This window comes from Mycobacterium paraffinicum (assembly GCF_025822865.1).
Classification (GTDB): domain Bacteria; phylum Actinomycetota; class Actinomycetes; order Mycobacteriales; family Mycobacteriaceae; genus Mycobacterium; species Mycobacterium paraffinicum.
Map to the genome: position 1 here is coordinate 410,971 of NZ_JACKUR010000010.1, position 17,477 is coordinate 428,447.

The following is a 17,477-nucleotide window of genomic DNA, read 5'->3' on the forward strand; positions in this document are numbered from 1 at the left end:
GGGCAGGCCGCATGAGCGTCGGACAACGGCGGCCTCCTTTCTTCGCGCGGTCCGTCCGCAAGCTCGCGATGCTCGTCATCCTGGCGTGGGTGGCGTTGACGCTCCTAGTGAGTTTCGGCGTTCCGTGGCTGGAGACGGTCGGCCGAGAACATTCCGTACCAATGGCTCCCCAGGACGCGCCGGCCGTGCAGGCCATGCAGCGCATGGGAAGGGATTTCAAGGAATCCGACTCGGACAGCTTCGCGATGCTCGTGCTGGAGAGCCAGCAGCCGCTCGGCGACGACGCTCACAACTACTACGACCAACTCGTTCGCAAGTTGAAGGACGACACGAAGCACATCGAGCACGTGCAGGACCTATGGTCGGATCGGCTAACGGCGGCCGGCGCGCAAAGCCCGGACAGCAAAGCCGTCTACGTCCAATTGAACCTGGCCGGCAATCAGGGCACCACGCTGGGCGGGGACTCCATTGCCGCGGTCCGGCACATCATCGCCCAGACGCCGCCGCCCCCCGGCCTCACCGCCTATGTCACCGGTCCGGCAGCGCTTATCGCCGATATGCAGCACGCCGGCGATTCATCCATTCTTAAAATGACGCTGATAGGCGCCGTGATCATCTTCACGGTCCTGCTATTCGTCTATCGGTCCATCATCACCGTGATTTTGCTGTTGCTCACGGTCGGCATCGAAGTGTTTGCGGCACGCGGGATCATCGCGTTCCTCGGCGATCACAGTCTGGTACAACTCTCCACGTTCGCCATCAACCTGCTGGTGGCGCTCGCAATGGCCGCCGGAACCGACTACGGGATCTTCTTCTTCGGCCGATACCAAGAGGCCCGTCAGGCCGGTGAGGACCGCGAAACCGCCTACTACACCACCTACCGCGGGGTCGCTCCCGTCGTCCTGGGCTCCGGCTTGACGATCGCCGGAGCGATGCTGTGCCTGAGTTTCACCCGGATGCCCATTTTCCAGACCATCGGCGTGCCGTGCGCCGTCGGCCTGCTCGCTTCGGTCGCGATCGCGCTGACGCTGGTTCCGGCGATCATCGCTGTCGGGAGTGGCTTCGGATTGTTAGACCCCAGGCGCACGATCGGGTTTCAGCGATGGCGCCGGGTCGGCACGGCGATCGTCCGTTGGCCCGCGCCCATCCTCGCGGCGACGATCGCAGTCGCGTTGGTTGGTCTGGTGACCTTGCCTGGCTATCAGACGAGTTACAACGACCGCGCCTACATTCCGAAAGACGTTCCGGCCAACGTGGGATATGCGGCCGCCGATCGCCATTTCACCCAATCCCGAATGATGCCCGAGATCCTGATGATCGAATCGGATCACGATATGCGGAATCCAGCTGACTTTCTCGTGCTGCACAGACTGGCCAAGGGGATCTTTCAGGTTAAAGGCATCTCCCGGGTGCAGGGCATAACCCGGCCGGAGGGAACACCAATTCAGCACACGTCGATACCGTTCTTGCTCAGCATGCAACAGGCGACTATGTCCCAAGACATGAAATATATGCAGGCGCGAACAGACGACATGCTCAAGCAGGCCGACTTGATCTCTACGCAAATCGCAACAATGAAGCGCCTATACGAGTTGCAGAAGCGGATGACTGAGATCACCCATGACACGATCACAAAAACAAAGGAAATGACCGTAGTGATCGATGAAGTCCGGCAACATTTGTCGGACTTCGAAGATTTTTTCAGGCCGCTTCGAAGCTATTTCTACTGGGAGCGACACTGCTACGACATCCCGATATGCTGGTCCTTGAGGAACATATTCGAGACATTCGATGGCGTCGATATTCTGGCCGATAAGATGCAGCAAGACCTCATTCCAGATCTCGACAAAATGGACGTGCTCATGCCGCAGCTGCTCGAGCAATACCCTACGATGATCGCGATAGCCGAGGACATGCGGTCGATGATCCTGACCATGCACAGCACCATGGCCGGGACCCTCGGGCAGATGACCAGCAACGATAAGGACGCCGTCGCTATGGGAGAGGCGTTCGATGCCTCCAAGAACGATGATTCCTTCTATCTGCCTCCGGATATCTTCGAAAACGCCGACTTCAAACGTGCCATGAATAACTTCCTGTCTCCGGACGGGAAAGCGGCTCGGTTCATCATTTCGCATCGGGGCGACCCTGCAACGCCCGAGGGGGTCTCGCGGATTGACCAGATAAGGACGGCGGCAGAAGAGTCGCTCAAGTCCACACCGCTGGAAAACTCCAAAATCTACATCGCCGGTACGGCATCGACCTTCAGGGACTTCAAGATAGGTTCGGAATACGACCTCTTCATCGCGGGAGTCGGTGCGCTCTGCCTCATTTTCATCATCATGCTCGTCATCACGCGCAGTTTCGTGGCGGCACTCGTCATTGTGGGGACTGTTGCGCTGTCGCTGGGCGCCTCGTTCGGGTTGGCGGTGCTCATCTGGCAGTACCTTTTGGGCTTCAAACTGCACTGGATGGTGCTCCCGATGTCCGTGATCATCCTTCTCGCCGTCGGGTCCGACTACAACCTGCTGCTGGTTTCCCGAATGAAAGAGGAAATTGCGGCGGGCATCAAAACCGGCATCATTCGGGCGATGGGTGGTACCGGCAAAGTCGTGACCAACGCGGGCCTAGTGTTCGCTTTCACCATGGCCGCGATGGTGGCCAGCGACTTGCGCATCATCGGGCAGGTTGGTACCACCATCGGCCTGGGCCTGATGTTCGACACTTTGATCGTGCGGTCATTCATGACACCGTCGATCGCGGCGCTACTCGGGCGTTGGTTCTGGTGGCCGCAGGTGGTTCGTCCCCGTCCGGCCAGCCAGATGCTGCGATCCGAAGGGCCCCGTCCCGTAGTGCGGGCGTTGCTGTCACACAACATGCACGAAGACGACGCCCCAACGGCCGAGATCCCGAGGCCGGCTCGATAGGGCATTCCCTTTGCGGGGCGCGTCGTAGGGCTCGCGGCCGATACGCTGAGGATTCATCATGAAATTCGCCCTGGCATGCTACGGAACTCGCGGTGACGTCGAGCCGTCGGCTGCCGTCGGCCGCGCACTGCTGCGCAGGGGACACGACGTTCGCATGGCCGTGCCGCCCGACCTTGTCGGCTTCGTCGAGTCGGCCGGGCTGGCGGCCGTCTCCTACGGGCCAAAACTTGAAGACTTTCTCGACGAAGAGTTCTTGCGAAACATGTGGAGGGACTTCTTCCGAAGCGTCTGGACGATCCGCGGACCGCTGCGTGTGGTGCGTAGGGTCTGGGAGCCGATCATCCAGTACTGGGGAGACGTCAGTACGACTCTGATGTCGCTGGCCGAGGGGGCCGACCTACTGTCCACCGGCATCAATTTCGAGCAGCCCGCAGCTAACGTCGCCGAGTATTACGACATCCCGTTCGCCACCTTGCATCACTTTCCAATGCGGGCCAACGGTCAGTTGGTTCCGAGCGCGCCGCCGACGGTGGTTCGGTCCACGATGACGGCTACCGAGTGGCTGTTTTGGCGCTCTACAAAAAATGTCGAGAATGCGCAGCGCCGCAAGCTCGGCCTGGCGGAGGCAAAACATCGCTCGTCGCGACGGGTCGCCGAGCGTGGATCGCTCGAGATTCAGGCCTACGACCAGGTGTGCTTCCCCGGATTGGCAGCAGAATGGGCGAGATGGGGCAGCAGGCGCCCATTCGTTGGCGCGTTGGCGATGGAGTTGACGACCGATGCGGACGAGGAAATCGCATCGTGGATTGCAGAAGGGACACCGCCGGTGTGCTTCGGATTCGGCAGCATACCGGTGGAGTCACCGGCCGACACAGTCGCAATGATCAGCGCGGCGTGCACCGAGGTGGGTGAGCGAGCGTTGATTTGCTTCGGCGGAAACGACTTCAGCAACGTGCCGCGTTCCGACCACGTGAAAGTCGTGGGGGTCGTGAATTACGCCACGGTCTTTCCCGCCTGCCGTGCGGTGGTCCACCACGGCGGCTCGGGCACGACCGCAGCGAGCCTACGCGCCGGAGTACCTACGTTGATCCTCTGGAGTTCGGCCGACCAGCCATATTGGGGAAATCAGGTCAAACGACTGAACGTCGGTACCGCCCGGCGGTTTTCGACCACCACGCAAGACTCGCTGGTCGCCGACCTGCGTCGGACCCTCTCCCCCGAATGCGCCATCCGAGCCCGCGAACTCGCCAGGGGGATGACCAAACCCGCCGAAAGCGCCGCCAATGCCGCCGAGTTGTTGGTGGACGCGGCGCGGCGGAAACGTATTCATTGATCCGGCTGCGCCGCTAGGCTTCCCTCGCTATGGTCGCCGAATGCGGCAACCCTCGTCACGCAAGCTGTCCGGGTCCGCGTGGCTCAGATCGCAGATGGGATGTCATGATCGGTACAGTGGCGATTTAATGTTGGGCAAACTCGGAAGATACTGACGACGTCGATTCGGGGCTGCGGTCGTCACTGCTGGTACTGACATGCGCGATAGGGGCCGGGGTTGACCGAGCAAATTTGCCGTTTGTGCAAAGGCATCGTTCGTGAAGTGCTTGATCTCGGTCCGCAACCCGTCTCGAACGCTTTCTTGCGACCAGAGGATGCGTCAGAAGTGCCGTTCTTCCGGCTGGCTATAGGACTCTGCTCGTCGTGCACCATGGTGCAGCAGCACGACGAGGTTCCCCCACATCAAATGTTTCACGCGGAATATCCATACCGCGCATCCGGTTCCTCGCTGATCCGCAGACATGGCGAGGACGTGGCACGGCAGATTATTGAGACCTGCCCGGGCGGTCAGGACGGGTTCGTCGTCGAGATTGGCAGCAACGACGGCGTGATGCTGAAGACGCTCAGCGAGGCTGGGATCCGGCATCTGGGAGTGGATCCGGCTGCGGTGGCGGCCGAAGTGGCGCAGACCAACGGCGTCAATGTCTGGAAGGACTTCTTCAACGCGTCGACGGCGACCAAAATCCGCGAAGAGCATGGGCCGGCACAACTGATTTATTCGGCGAACGCAATCAGTCACATCTCGTACCTCGACTCCATATTCCTCGGCGTCGATACATTGCTCGCACCGGACGGGTTGTTCGTGTTCGAGGATCGCTACCTCGGCGACATCCTGAGGTGCGTCTACTTCGACCAAATCTACGACGAGCACATTTATCTGTTCTCTGTTCGTTCGGTGCAGGCGGTGGCGGCTCATTTCGGCTTCGAGCTGATCCATGTCAAACACCTCCCGCTACATGGTGGTTCCATTCGCTACACGGTGGCCCGCCCGGGCACCTCGAAGCCGTCCGCTTCCGTCGCCGAATTCTTGGCTCGTGAGGAAGCCGAGGGACTTGCCGAGGAAGCAACTTTCGGCGAGTTCTCCGCCGCTGTCGAGCGCATCCGGACGGATCTCGTCACCCTGCTCCGGGACTTGCGTTCCGACGGCCGACGCGTCGTCGGCTACGGCGCCACATCAAGGAGCGCGACCGTGATGAACTATTGCGGCATCGGACCCGACTTGCTCCCTATGGTGTGTGACTCGACCCCTGAGAAGCAGGGCCGTCTCACACCGGGCACTAACATTCCGGTGTGTCCGCCCGAATGCTTTTCAGACCCCTACCCTGACTACGCGTTGCTGTTCGCATGGAACCATGCCGAGGAAATCATGGCCAAGGAACGCCAGTTCCAGGAGAACGGTGGACGGTGGATCCTCTACGCACCGAAGGTCCATCTGGTGTGATGGCGATGGCTGGGCCTGCACACGGGCCGTATGGCTAACCCGGCTGGTGTTGCAGAACTCACCGATAAGATCGACCCCGTTGTTCTCATCCTCGGCAAGCAAGTCCGCTAACCCAATTTCCTCTGTCCTCGAACAGGAGGCGTCGGCCCTTGTCAGCGTCTGTGCTCATCACCGGTGGGGCAGGATTTATCGGCACCCTGCTTTCACGCCGTCTCGTCGAGGCCGGTTACGACGTCGCTCTGATGGATGTTCTGCTCCCACAGGTGCACGGCGAGCGTCCAACCCTGAAGCTGGCACGTTCCGTGCGACTCTTCACCGGCGACGTCACCCATGCGCCCGATTGGGATGCGGTGCTGCGATTGTTCCGCCCCTCACAGATCGTCCATTTGGCGGCTGAGACGGGCACGGCACAGTCGCTGTCTCAGGCGACCCGCCATGGCTCGGTCAACGTCGTGGGCACCACCCAGCTTCTCGACGCCCTGAGCCGCGTGGACCTGGTGCCCGACCAACTCGTGCTGGCGTCGTCCAGAGCCGTCTACGGCGAGGGCGCTTGGCGATCCGGCAGTCACGTCTTCTACCCGCGGCCCCGGAGCCACGCGCAGCTGCTGGCCGGTGTTTGGGATCCTGTTGGGCCTACGGGCGAGCCCGCGGTGCCGATTCCCCACCGCGCAGGCGAAACGGAGCCCCGGCCAACCAACATTTACGGCGCCACCAAGCTGGCTCAAGAGCATCTGTTGGCCGCTTGGGCGGCCGCGCATGACACGAAGCTCAGCGTGCTCCGGCTGCAGAACGCCTATGGACCAGGCCAATCGTTGACGAATCCGTACACCGGGGTAGTTCCGTTCTTCGCGCGGTTGTCGCGGGAGAAACTCCCGTCGGAGGTGTACGAAGACGGCCGGATCGTGCGCGATCTCGTCTATATCGACGATGTCGTCGATGCGCTGTTCGCGGCCGTGCAACAACCGGCGGCTGAATCACGCTGCCTCGACATCGGTTCGGGCAACGGCATCACCATCCATCAGTTGGCCCGCAAGATTGCCGCCATCTTCGATGCGCCCGAACCCGTCGTCGTGCCCAAATTCCGCGACGGCGATATTCGCGCCGCCAGCTGCGACGTCGGACCGGCAAGTGGCGAGCTCCAATGGCGCCCGAAGTGGTCTCTCGACGACGGGCTCCGCTCCCTGCTCGACTGGATCGACGAACAGTCCGACGTGCCTTCGGCGGCGGGCGATCGGGCCCCATCGAGCGGCTCGTCGCGCCGTTAAGCGGGGCGCACAAAGCCGCTATTCGAGGCCGCGCTCAACCCCCAACTAGTGCACGCCACAGCACCGGCGACCAGGCCGGCGTGAGGCGTGGGCTAATCTATGCACGCGCCTGGCTCACGGTGGAGCTATCGCAGACGGAACACGGCTACGGATGGGAATGCCTGCCAATGGCGCGAACCCGCCGGTGTGACCAAGCGAACCCTGGCCACCCGGGTCAGAAATCTTAAAACGCGCATTGACCGCGTCGATGGGCGTCTAGGCTCACCAGCGGCACTCACTGGCATGCGAGACAGGGGGCGGTTTTGACCGTGACCGATAGCGACGTCCGATCTCTCTACCTCGATCAGATCCGGCGCGACCTCACGAGGTATGGCATGGACCAACTCGTGCCCGTGGGGTGGCCCCTGCGGATGCGCGCCAGCGTGGGGTGGTTGACGTGGCTTCCCTTCCTCAAGAAGCGCAACCTGATGCTGGTGCGTAAGCGCCCATTCGACCAGAACGCACGCGACTTGGGCATGGATTGGCCGGCCGATGCCGAGACCATGATCGGAATGCGCCGACTGACCAGTCTGCAGCATTGCGTCGAGACGGTCCTAAACGAGGACATTCCCGGTGATCTCGTCGAATGCGGCGTATGGCGTGGCGGAGCATCGATTCTCATGCGCGCCGTTCTGGCGGCCTACGGGGACAAGACGCGGCGCGTCTGGCTAGCCGATTCATTCGAGGGTGTGCCGCCGCCAGATACCGCAAACTACGAACAGGATAAGCTGCCGCGCTTTGCCCTCGGGCTCCATCACGCTGCGCCGGTCCTGGCGGTGTCACAGGAGGAGGTCCAAGCGAATTTCGAGCGCTACAACCTGCTAGATGACCAGGTCCGCTTTCTTCCGGGCTGGTTCAAGGACACGCTGCAAGACGCCCCGATCGACCAGATTGCCGTATTGAGGCTCGACGGTGATCTCTACGAATCTACGATCCAAGGGCTTGACGCGCTGTACCCGCGATTGTCGCCGGGCGGTTTCTGCATCATTGACGACTATAACCTTGCCGGATGTCGCCAAGCCGTCGCGGACTACCGCACTAAGCACGGAATCTCCTCGGAGATCGTCACGATCGACCAATGTGGTGTCTTCTGGCGTAAGTAATGGAGGGCCAGGCGCAGTCGCCGCGCTCACCTTTTCGGGGCCGAAGAATGCCCATGCTCAAAGTCCTGTCGGGATACAGGTTCCTCGTGGACGCGCGCGCAACGCCAACACGGGCAGAACTTCAAGACTTGGGGACTAAGCGATGAAATTTGTGCTGGCGAGTTACGGAACTCGGGGCGATATCGAGCCTTCCCTCGTTGTCGGTCGTGAATTGGCACGCCGAGGGCACGATGTGCGCATGGCCGTGCCGCCCGACTCGGTCGGTTTCGTTGAGGCGGCCGGCGTTTCGGCGGTCGCCTACGGGCTGGACACGCGAACCTGGTTGGACGTGTACCGCAACTTCTGGACGTCTTTCTTCGGAGCGTTCTGGAGAATCGGAAACCTTCGAAAGCTCTGGCACGAGATGTGGAAGCTCAGCGACGAGTCCTGGACCCAGATGAGCAAGACGCTGGCATCGGTTGCAGGCGGAGCTGACCTGCTTTTCGTCGGTCTTAGCTATCAGGAGGCCGCAGTCAATGTCGCGGAATACCTGAACATTCCGTTGGCCACACTGCATCACGTTCCGGTCCGGGCCAACGGCGAGCTGTTACCGGTTCTGCCGTCGCCGCTCGCCCGTTTGGCAATGACGGCGTTCGACTGGCTGGGCTGGCTTCTGAATAGGAAAGTCGAGCAAGCGCAGCGCCGCGGCCTGGGATTACCAAAGGCGAAAGGCCCCGCGGCACGACGGATCGCCGAGAGCGGCGCGCTGGAAATTCAGGCCTACGACGAGGCGTGCTTCCCCGGGCTGGCCGCGGAATGGGCCAAATGGGACGGCCAACGTCCGTTCGTCGGTTCGCTGACAATGGAGTTGGCCACCGGCGCCGACGACGAAGTCGTGTCCTGGATTGCCGCGGGCACTCCCCCCATCTGCTTTGGATTCGGCAGCATGCCAGTGGAATCGCCGGCCGACGCGATTGACATGATCAGCTCCGCCTGTGCGGAGTTGGGCGAGCGTGCGTTGATCTGCGCGGGTTGGAGCGACTTCAGCGACGTCGCACATGCCGACCACGTGAAGGTGGTCGGCGGCGTGAACTACGCCGCGGTCTTTCCTGCCTGTCGGGCGGTCGTCCACCACGGCGGTTCGGGCACCACGGCCGCCAGCCTGCGCGCGGGAGTCCCCACCCTGATCCTGTCGATGGACGTCAATCAGATGTTGTGGGGCGCGTGCGTCAAACGATTGAGAGTGGGCAGCTCCCGGCGTTTCTCGAGTACTACGCGCAACACATTGGTTGCCGACCTGCGCCAAATCCTCGCCCCGGAATACGCGACCCGGGCCCGCGAGCTCGCCACCCGGATGACCGCACCCTCCGACAGCGTCGCAAACGCCGCAGACGTCGTCGAGGCATATGCCCGTTCGAGGCATCTTGCCTGAACTGGTGCGGTGCGGCCCCAAACCGCCGCGCTGCCGGGTAGTTGCCTGTTAGGATCCATCGACGCCGATCAACGATCTCGCCGAATCGGTACGATTGAATCGATAATTCGAGCTGCGAGACAACCCGCACCGACCAATTGATCCACGACCAAGGAAAACATGACCAGCCTGACGACCAAACCGAAAGTTCGGTGGACGCCCCGAACCCTTACCATCCTATTTTTTTGGTGGCTCGGGGGTATGCGCCCTGCTATGGTGCGGCATTACCTTACCGACGCTTTGCACTGTCGGCTGGTGAAGTCGGGGGTGCCATCGCGCACGGCAAAATACGTCGCTGAGGTTAGCGCGGAGTTTGAGGCAAAAGCAGCCCAGGGACAATTTCAAGAGCGTTGGTTCGATATGAACATCGTGCCCTGGTGTGTCACCTTCCCGAAAGTCTTCGATCGCACCGACGCAGTGGGCATTCTCGAAATCGGCTCGTGGGAAGGGCGCTCGAGCCTGTTCTTCCTGACCTACTTTGCGCAAGGCAAGCTGACCGCGGTTGATACCTGGGCGGGTAGTGACGAATGGCACTACAACGCGACCGCAGACTTGCGGGACCTGGAAGCTAGGTTTGACAGCAACGTTTCCTCTGGTGCGGGGCGGGTAACGAAGCGTAAAGGATCGTCGCTGACTGTTTTGCCACAATTGATCGCCGAACGGCAAGAGTTTGACTTGATCTACGTCGATGGATCCCACTTCTCCGATGACGCAATCGTCGATGGGCTCAATGCATGGCGTTTGCTCAAGCAGGACGGTGTAATAATTTTCGACGACGTTATGTGGCCGGCTTACCCGCGAGCGCGGGCCAACACCGCATGGGCGATTCACCAATTCCTCAAATACCATGCGGGCGAATACCGAGTACTGCACGCCCAGTACCAAATTATCTTGCAGAAGAAGAGCGCATTTGTTGATGAGACCGCAGATTGGGTCAGCAAGCCACCCAGCCCTGCTGCAGTTTCAGGTCCGTCGAATAACGGTCGCCAGCCGGAACAAGCCCATCAGCAGATGCTGGGTTAGGCGCAGGGTGATTTATACCCTGTCAAGCTCACACGGACCGCGGTAGCCGATCCGGTTCGATTCCCCGGTTGCCGGCGTCGGTACCGGAGGCCGTCGTCGATGACCCGCTGGATCATTGGGGCGCGGGTCGTCGACGTCAGCGACGGCACGGATCAAAAGCGACTCAATCGCCCGGCTGAAGACGGGCCGGCGGGAACATCGCACATTAGTCACCCGGAGGTCGCCTCCTGCTGGACGGTGGCCGCAGGCAAACCTCGCTTCTTCTGGGCAAAACGAGACTTCAATGCCATCGCGCGCTTCTCGACCCCAAACCAGCTCAAAGCGGCAAGGGGCAGGGTCGCGGCGCCGGCAACCGCCGCGAACGCGAACGGATTCAAAAAGCTAAGCCCACACATGACCAGAAACTGCTGCACCGGCCATCCATAAATGTAAATGCCATACGAAAGATCCGTCCGCAACCTGAGTCGCGGGTTATGGATCAGGGCGCCCGAAACGATGACCGCGTACGCCAGCGGAATGGCGCCGACTACCCGGTAGTTGGTCATGAGCAAAGCGGAACCAATGGCGATAACCATGCAGACTATTACCAGCGACCACCGAGCCGGCAATACCTCGCGGAACTGGTGGATGAGCATTCCGGCCAGGAACACAACAGCGAAGCGTCCGACCATCTGCGGGATGGTTTGCACTGCAAAGCTCGGGTAGGACACCACCGCGGATAACGACACCGCCAGTACGAACGCCAGAGGAACGGCCCAACGGCGGTCCAGCAACCCGATGACGCCGGCGGTCGCGACTCCGATGTAGCAGAACAGCTCGAATATGAGAGTCCAGAGGGTGCCGTCCCACACATGTGGCCATGGAACTCCGTTCGGCGTCCCGGCGATACTCCCGTGGTACACGTTCAGTACGGCATTGTTCAGAACGTATTCGATTGGCGCAGTGGACATCAGCAGTTTCTTCGGCGACCCACCCTGAATGGCTACTCCGATCGGAGCGATGACGAACGCGACCGCGATCAGGCAGACCCACAATCCCGGAAAGATGCGGAGACCACGCGCAACGAAGTACTCGCGAGGGCGTGGGTTGCGGTGCCAACTCGCGGTGATGAGGAACCCTGAGAGGACGAAGAAGCCGTCGACCGCTACTTCGTAGAGGCCGTGTAATCCAGGAGCCTTATGGCCGGTCAGCGGCCAGGAGTGTTGCAGGACGACGGCACTGGCCATCACCAGCCGCCACACATTGAGGGCATTCATGCGCGGATCGAACACCTGGCTCAGTTTCATGCGTCTCCACCTCATCCCCGATTGCCCGTCCAGTGTTGCGCAGTTACGTGGACGTCGCATGGAGGTTTGCAAAAGATCCGCGAGTGGCGGTGCGGCCATCACGGTAACACTGCGTCGGCCCCGCCCCGGCGGTCACGAAACTGCGGGGCGGGAAACCTCGGCCTGCCCGTCCCGGCAGATGATACTGTCGCCCAGACGGGGCAAAGATCAAGCAATCATCCGCTGAGGAACTCGATTTGGTTGACGGGGAGCTGACCGCGCGCGAGGCGGAAGGCCGCGTCTGGGACGTCATCGTCATCGGCACCGGCATGGGCGGCGGGACGCTGGGTTATTCGCTGGCTCGTTCGGGGCGAAGGGTGTTGTTCGTCGAGAAGGGGCGTTCGACTCTTCCGGGTGCGCCAGGGACGATTCGCGCTTCGATGCCCGAAGTGGCTGAGCCGCTAGCCTGCCGTTCTGCCGAGACCTTCTACGACACCTTGGCCCGGTCCGGCCGCTCGACCGACGAGGTTGAAGACGTCAGCGGCCGCTCACCGCGGCGATTCGTGCCGTTCTTAGGCAGCGGGACGGGCGGGTCGTCATCCCTCTACGGCATGGTCTGCGAGCGGTTCTTCGCTCAGGATTTCACTCCCCGTCAGCACTTCCGCAATCCAGGCGATTCCACCGTGCCGGAGTCCTGGCCGGTCACCTACGACGAGATGCGGCCCTGGTACGCCGCGGCTGAGAAGCTGCTGGGAGTTCGGGGCCAGCCCGACCCACTGCGTCCGGAGGCCGCGGAGGTGGGTCTGCCAGCCGCACCGCCATTTTCGGCAGAGAACCAGCCGTTGGTTGATTACCTGGCAGGTCGCGGTCTGCATCCGTACCACCTGCCGATGGCCTGTGATTACACCGACGAATGCTCCACCTGCCAAAGCTACCTCTGCAGCAAGTCGTGCAAAAACGACGCTGCACGCAATTGCGTGCTGCCGGCCGTCACCGACCACGGCGCCTGCCTGCTACCGGAATGTCGGGTCGTGCGCCTCGAAGCGGATCGCACCAAGGTCAGTCAAGTGATTTGCGAGAGCCCTTCCGGGACAGTGGCGTTGAAGGCCAAGGTGGTCGTGCTGGCTGCCGGTGCACTGGTGACGCCTGTGCTGTTGCTCAATTCCCGTTCGGCCGATTGGCCGCGCGGCTTAGCCAACGGCTCAGATTGGGTGGGCCGTAACTTGATGCGTCATCTTGTCGACATGGTCGAAATCTGGCCGCAGCCCGGCGTCAGGATGACGGGCGCGAACAAAGAAATCGGGCTGAACGATTTCTATTTTTGGGAGGGCCAAAAGTACGGCACCGTACAGTCATTCGGCTCGATGCCCCCTCTTCAAATCATGACCAGCGCTCCCGGGTGGCGGGCGCGGGCATTGCGCCTGATGAACCCGGCTGTACGTCGGGGTTATGAGCGGTTCTTCAACGGTGGACTGGTGCTTGCGGCGATCATGGAAGACCTGCCATATCTGGACAACCGGGTCTTGCCATCCGATCAGCCGAATGCGGATAATCGCCAGCGCCTGCGACTTCAGTATCATCTTCACCCCAACGAGAGCGAGCGCCGCGGAGTGTTTTTGAGGCAGTTGGAGGAAGTGCTTAAGCCATTCCGCAAAATCACCCTGCGTGGTGCCGAGGACAACAAAGCCGTGGCCCACGTCTGCGGCACATGCCGCTTTGGTACCGATCCCGCGTCCAGCGTGCTGGACCCGCACAACAGGGCGCATGAGGTGGAGAACCTGTACGTGGTAGACAGCTCGTTCTTTCCCTCCAGCGCCGGGTTGAATCCGAGTCTGACGATCGCGGCCAACGCCTTAAGGGTGGCAGCTCACGTCAACCAGGCGGACTTCGCCACCTGAAAACCGCGGACCCACCATGGGCTCCGATTCGGTTGCTTCCCTTGGACTACTTGGCCGGCTGCCGAAGCGGAAGGCCCGCGGCGCGATAGATCGCGTCGATGACCTTCATGTTCTCCACAGCGGATTCCGGCGTCGTCTTCACGGGCTCGCCCCGCAGCACCGCCGCGGCGAAGGCATCGAGTTGAAAGGCGTACGACGGGCGGCGCGCGAAGCGCTCGGCTCGTTTGCCGTCGGCTGATCGGACCGCCAGCCGATGGAAAGACTGGGGCATCACCGGGTTGAGCACCCGCAGCTCTCCGCGATCGCCAATCACCTTGGCGCTCAACTGCAGTAGATTGGCCGACCACATCGAGCAGCGCACCCGCCCGCTGTGGCCGCCTTCGAACCGCAATTCGGCTGTCATGGCCCTGTCCACTTGGGGGTCACGCAGTTTGGCTCGTGCCGAAACGACTTCCGGCGTGGACCCGCCAAAGGTTCGAACCATGTCCACGGCGTAGCATCCGGCATCCATCGTCGCGCCACCGGCAAGGGCGTAGTTGTAGCGGATGTCGGAGAACTTCGCGAGGGGAAAGCAGAGGGCCGCTTCCACCTGCTGCAGCTTGCCCAACTCCCCCGAGGCAATGATCTCCTCGACGCGCAGGCACAACGGGTGGTAGCGGTAATGGAATGCCTCCATCACAACCCGATCGGACTTCGCGGCTCGCCCGGCGATTTCGCGGGCCTCGGCGGCATTGGCCGTAAAAGGCTTTTCGCACAACACGTGCTTTCCTGCGGCAAGCGCAGCTCGGGTCCACTTGCCGTGCAACCCGTTTGGCAGCGGGTTGTAGATGGCGTCCAGTTCTGGATCGTCGATGAGCGCCTCGTAGCCGGTGTGCACCCGGCCGATGCCGTGTTGGTTCGCGAACGCCTGGGCGCGCGATGCGTCCCGGGCAGCGATCGCGGCAACTTCGACTTCGGCATTCTCCCGGGCCGGGTTGATGAGCGCCAACGGCGCGATGCGGGCTGCTCCCAGGATGCCGATCCGCACGGTGGCCCCACGTTCAGACACGGACCGGATGCTAGCACTGGCTCAGGCCAGCCGGGGCGACGAACCGCTTCGAGGGTCGCGCGATCTATTTCAGGGATTGGACGAGATCCGGCGCTCGGAGAAGAGAAACTCATCGAGATACGCCGGTGGCTTCAGATTGAGCAATCCTTCGCGGTCAGCGACGAGATCCGCGTATCCCAGTGCTTCAATCTGCGCCGGCGAGTACGACAACCGTGACTCGGGAACTCCCTTCCGCACGATCCCCACACCCCAGTCACAGTTCAACACGGCGATGCGCAGATCCTGTCGGGTGCTTCGCAGGTAGACGATCGCCTTCCAGACGTCGCCACTCCAGTCGATCTCCCACCAGCGGTTCTGCCGGCGAAAATCGGCGTACGAGTCCGCAGGGCAAGCGACGGATGCTCGCGTCGGGTTGCAGTCATGTAGGAAGATGACGCCGTCGTCGTGCAGATAGCGCAGGGTGTTCTCGACGTCCTGTACCACCTGCCCATAGGTATGTAGGCCGTCGATTAGGGCGACGTCGATGCGCCGTTGCTTGAGAAATGTCGCCTCGTTCGCGAAGAAGCTGTCGCTGGTTGTCTCGAAGTAGTGGGTAGCGGTCGCCTTGGCGTCGGCGCGCCGCCGAGTACGTGCCGAAAGTTTGAACGCAGGGTCGACGGCAATCTTCTCCTGAGCGGTGATGCGACGAAACGCCGACCCACGCGAGACGCCAATCTCGAGGTAGACGGGGGCCGACCGTCCATCGAGTGCCCGCTTCACGGCCTTGATCCGGTTCATACGGCACCCCTCCCCTGACCGAGTGCACCCAACATAGAACACGCCTGCGCGCAGAAACACCGTGTCATCTGCGTCCCGTCGAGAGTGTGCGCGTGGCGTGCCGACATCTGAGAGGCCAAACCTTGACCCCGGGCGTGCCATCGCGCGTAACCTTCTCCCCATCGGGCGAATTCATATCAGTAACGTATCTCAATCAGCACAGCTACAAGAACCAAACGGCTCGAGGGTTCTGAAGATCGTCTCGCGATCGGCGATAGCTTGACCGCGCCGCTTCCGAGGACCCGCCGCCGAAAAGAGCCACCCACACTGGTCAATAAGCTGCGCCCAAGACGCCCTGGATGTCATGATGGCGCAAACTTCGAGCACACGGAAGTGAAGAGGCGGGGATCCAATGAAGTTTGCCTTGGCGAGCTTTGGAACTCGCGGCGACATCGAGCCCTCGGTCGCTGTCGGTCGCGAACTGCTGCGTAGGGGGCACGATGTACGCATTGCCGTCCCGGCCAACCTAGTCGAATTCGTCGAGACGACTGGTCTTGCGACCGTCGCGTACGGGATCGACACGGTGGACGGGCTCCAGGAGGGGCTCGACGCCAACCGCGAATTTTGGACGTTGCTATTCCATAATTTTTGGAAGGTCAACGACCTGCGCAATGCATGGCACGGACTGTGGGATCCGGTCGCCGACATGTGGGCGCATATGAACACGACGCTGGTGTCGCTGGCAGACGGAGCTGACCTGCTACTGACCGGCCTCAATTTCGAGCAGGCGGCTTTTAACGTGGCGGAGTACTACGACATTCCGTTCGCGACGCTGCACTTCTTCCCGATTCGGCCGAATGGGCAACTTATCGGAACCCTGCCAGCGCCGTTGGTCAAGTTTGGGATGACGGCGATGGGCTTGGTGTCGTGGCATGTCCTGACGAAGAAGCTCGACGATCTGCAGCGTCGCGAATTGGGCCTGCCGAAGGCAAGAGGCACCTCGTGGCGACAGATCGCCGATCGCGGTTCGCTGGAAATCCAGGCTTACGACGAGGTCTGTTTCCCAGGGTTGGCAGCCGAGTGGGCGAAATGGAATGGCCGTCGGCCGTTCGTCGGCCCCCTGACGATGGAGCTGACCACCGACGCCGATGACGAGGTCACGTCTTGGATCGCCGCGGGAACGCCGCCCGTTTGCTTCGGCTTTGGCAGTTTCGCAGTCGAATCTCCCGCTACCACCGTCGAGATGATCGCCGCCGCATGCGCCGAGTTGGGGGAACGGGCGTTGATTTGTTCGGGCTGGACCGATTTCAGCGGTGTCCCCCATTACGAACACGTCAAGGTGGTCGGCGCAGTTAACTACGCGGCGACCTTTCCAGCTTGCCGCGCGGTGGTTCATCATGGTGGCGCTGGCACTACAGCCGCAAGCCTGCGCGCCGGAGTGCCCACGCTAATTCTCTGGACGATGCCCGACCAGCCGATTTGGGGTGCTCAGTTCAAACGATTGAAGATCGGGGCGTCTCGGCGGTTTTCGACTACTACCCGCGAAACCCTGATCACGGACCTGCGCGAAATCCTCGCGCCCGATTATGCCGTTCGCGCACGCGAGCTCGCCGCCCGGGTGACCAAACCCGCCGAATCCGTTTCTATCACTGCCGATCTCGTCGAGAAATTCGCCCGTTCAAAACGTGTCGACTGATTAGCCGATTGCGGGTACCTCAGGAGCGATAGGACTTGAGTACGTTCTGAGTTCTATCCGCGTGAGACCGAGGTCTGAATGGACCCACAAACGTGGCGGGGCAAGATCAGAGTGGCAATGTCAACTTGATTTGGCCCCACTGTGACGGCTTGATTTGGCCCCGGTCATCTTCGCGGTCTGGTTGTTGCGGGCGTGGGTGAGTCGGTATGAGTGGCTGCCGGTTTCGATGATCTG

The 17,477-nt window shown here is 61.6% G+C and carries 12 protein-coding genes; 9 read left to right on the forward strand and 3 right to left on the reverse strand.

The genetic code is table 11. From position 1 onward, the window contains the following. The first annotated feature begins 11 nt into the window (after window positions 1–11). The 7 genes from H7J89_RS01885 (at window position 12) to H7J89_RS01915 (ending at window position 10,580) form a co-directional block, all read left to right on the forward strand. Complete coding sequence (locus H7J89_RS01885) at window positions 12–2,927, forward strand: MMPL/RND family transporter (RefSeq protein ID WP_264035901.1); 2,916 nt, start codon at window positions 12–14, stop codon at window positions 2,925–2,927. Between the two features lie 58 nt (window positions 2,928–2,985). Next, a complete protein-coding gene (locus H7J89_RS01890) occupies window positions 2,986–4,260 on the forward strand; it encodes a glycosyltransferase (protein WP_264035903.1) in 1,275 nt (424 codons plus the stop codon). A 216-nt stretch (window positions 4,261–4,476) separates the two neighbouring features. After that, window positions 4,477–5,700 (forward strand): class I SAM-dependent methyltransferase, encoded by a 1,224-nt coding sequence (locus H7J89_RS01895; protein ID WP_264035905.1) that lies wholly within the window; start codon window positions 4,477–4,479, stop codon window positions 5,698–5,700. Between the two features lie 161 nt (window positions 5,701–5,861). Continuing rightward, window positions 5,862–6,965 (forward strand): NAD-dependent epimerase/dehydratase family protein, encoded by a 1,104-nt coding sequence (locus H7J89_RS01900; RefSeq protein ID WP_264035974.1) that lies wholly within the window; start codon window positions 5,862–5,864, stop codon window positions 6,963–6,965. A 308-nt stretch (window positions 6,966–7,273) separates the two neighbouring features. Further along, window positions 7,274–8,107: a TylF/MycF/NovP-related O-methyltransferase gene (locus H7J89_RS01905; protein WP_264035907.1), complete on the forward strand. Its 834-nt coding sequence runs from the start codon at window positions 7,274–7,276 to the stop codon at window positions 8,105–8,107. 142 nt (window positions 8,108–8,249) lie between these two features. Next, a complete protein-coding gene (locus tag H7J89_RS01910; RefSeq protein WP_264035909.1) occupies window positions 8,250–9,518 on the forward strand; it encodes a glycosyltransferase in 1,269 nt (422 codons plus the stop codon). Window positions 9,519–9,677: 159 nt separating this feature from the next. Beyond that, the gene (locus tag H7J89_RS01915; RefSeq protein WP_264035911.1) at window positions 9,678–10,580 is read left to right on the forward strand and encodes a class I SAM-dependent methyltransferase; all 903 of its coding nucleotides are present in this window, start codon (window positions 9,678–9,680) and stop codon (window positions 10,578–10,580) included. A 209-nt stretch (window positions 10,581–10,789) separates the two neighbouring features. Here H7J89_RS01915 and H7J89_RS01920 read toward each other — a convergent pair whose 3' ends face one another. Next, window positions 10,790–11,866: an acyltransferase family protein gene (locus tag H7J89_RS01920; protein ID WP_264035913.1), complete on the reverse strand. Its 1,077-nt coding sequence runs from the start codon at window positions 11,864–11,866 to the stop codon at window positions 10,790–10,792. Window positions 11,867–12,102: 236 nt separating this feature from the next. Here H7J89_RS01920 and H7J89_RS01925 point away from each other — a divergent pair, with 236 nt between their 5' ends. Further along, window positions 12,103–13,743, forward strand: coding sequence for a GMC oxidoreductase (locus tag H7J89_RS01925; RefSeq protein ID WP_264035915.1), 1,641 nt, complete (start codon window positions 12,103–12,105; stop codon window positions 13,741–13,743). A gap of 46 nt (window positions 13,744–13,789) precedes the next feature. Here the strand turns inward: H7J89_RS01925 and H7J89_RS01930 are convergent, their stop codons facing one another. Then, window positions 13,790–14,770: a Gfo/Idh/MocA family protein gene (locus tag H7J89_RS01930; protein ID WP_372513688.1), complete on the reverse strand. Its 981-nt coding sequence runs from the start codon at window positions 14,768–14,770 to the stop codon at window positions 13,790–13,792. Between the two features lie 90 nt (window positions 14,771–14,860). Continuing rightward, window positions 14,861–15,568 (reverse strand): class I SAM-dependent methyltransferase, encoded by a 708-nt coding sequence (locus H7J89_RS01935; protein WP_264035919.1) that lies wholly within the window; start codon window positions 15,566–15,568, stop codon window positions 14,861–14,863. A gap of 391 nt (window positions 15,569–15,959) precedes the next feature. On the opposite strand from H7J89_RS01935, the gene H7J89_RS01940 reads away from it, so the two are divergent. Continuing rightward, the gene (locus H7J89_RS01940) at window positions 15,960–17,243 is read left to right on the forward strand and encodes a glycosyltransferase (RefSeq protein WP_264035921.1); all 1,284 of its coding nucleotides are present in this window, start codon (window positions 15,960–15,962) and stop codon (window positions 17,241–17,243) included. Window positions 17,244–17,477 lie beyond the last annotated feature (234 nt).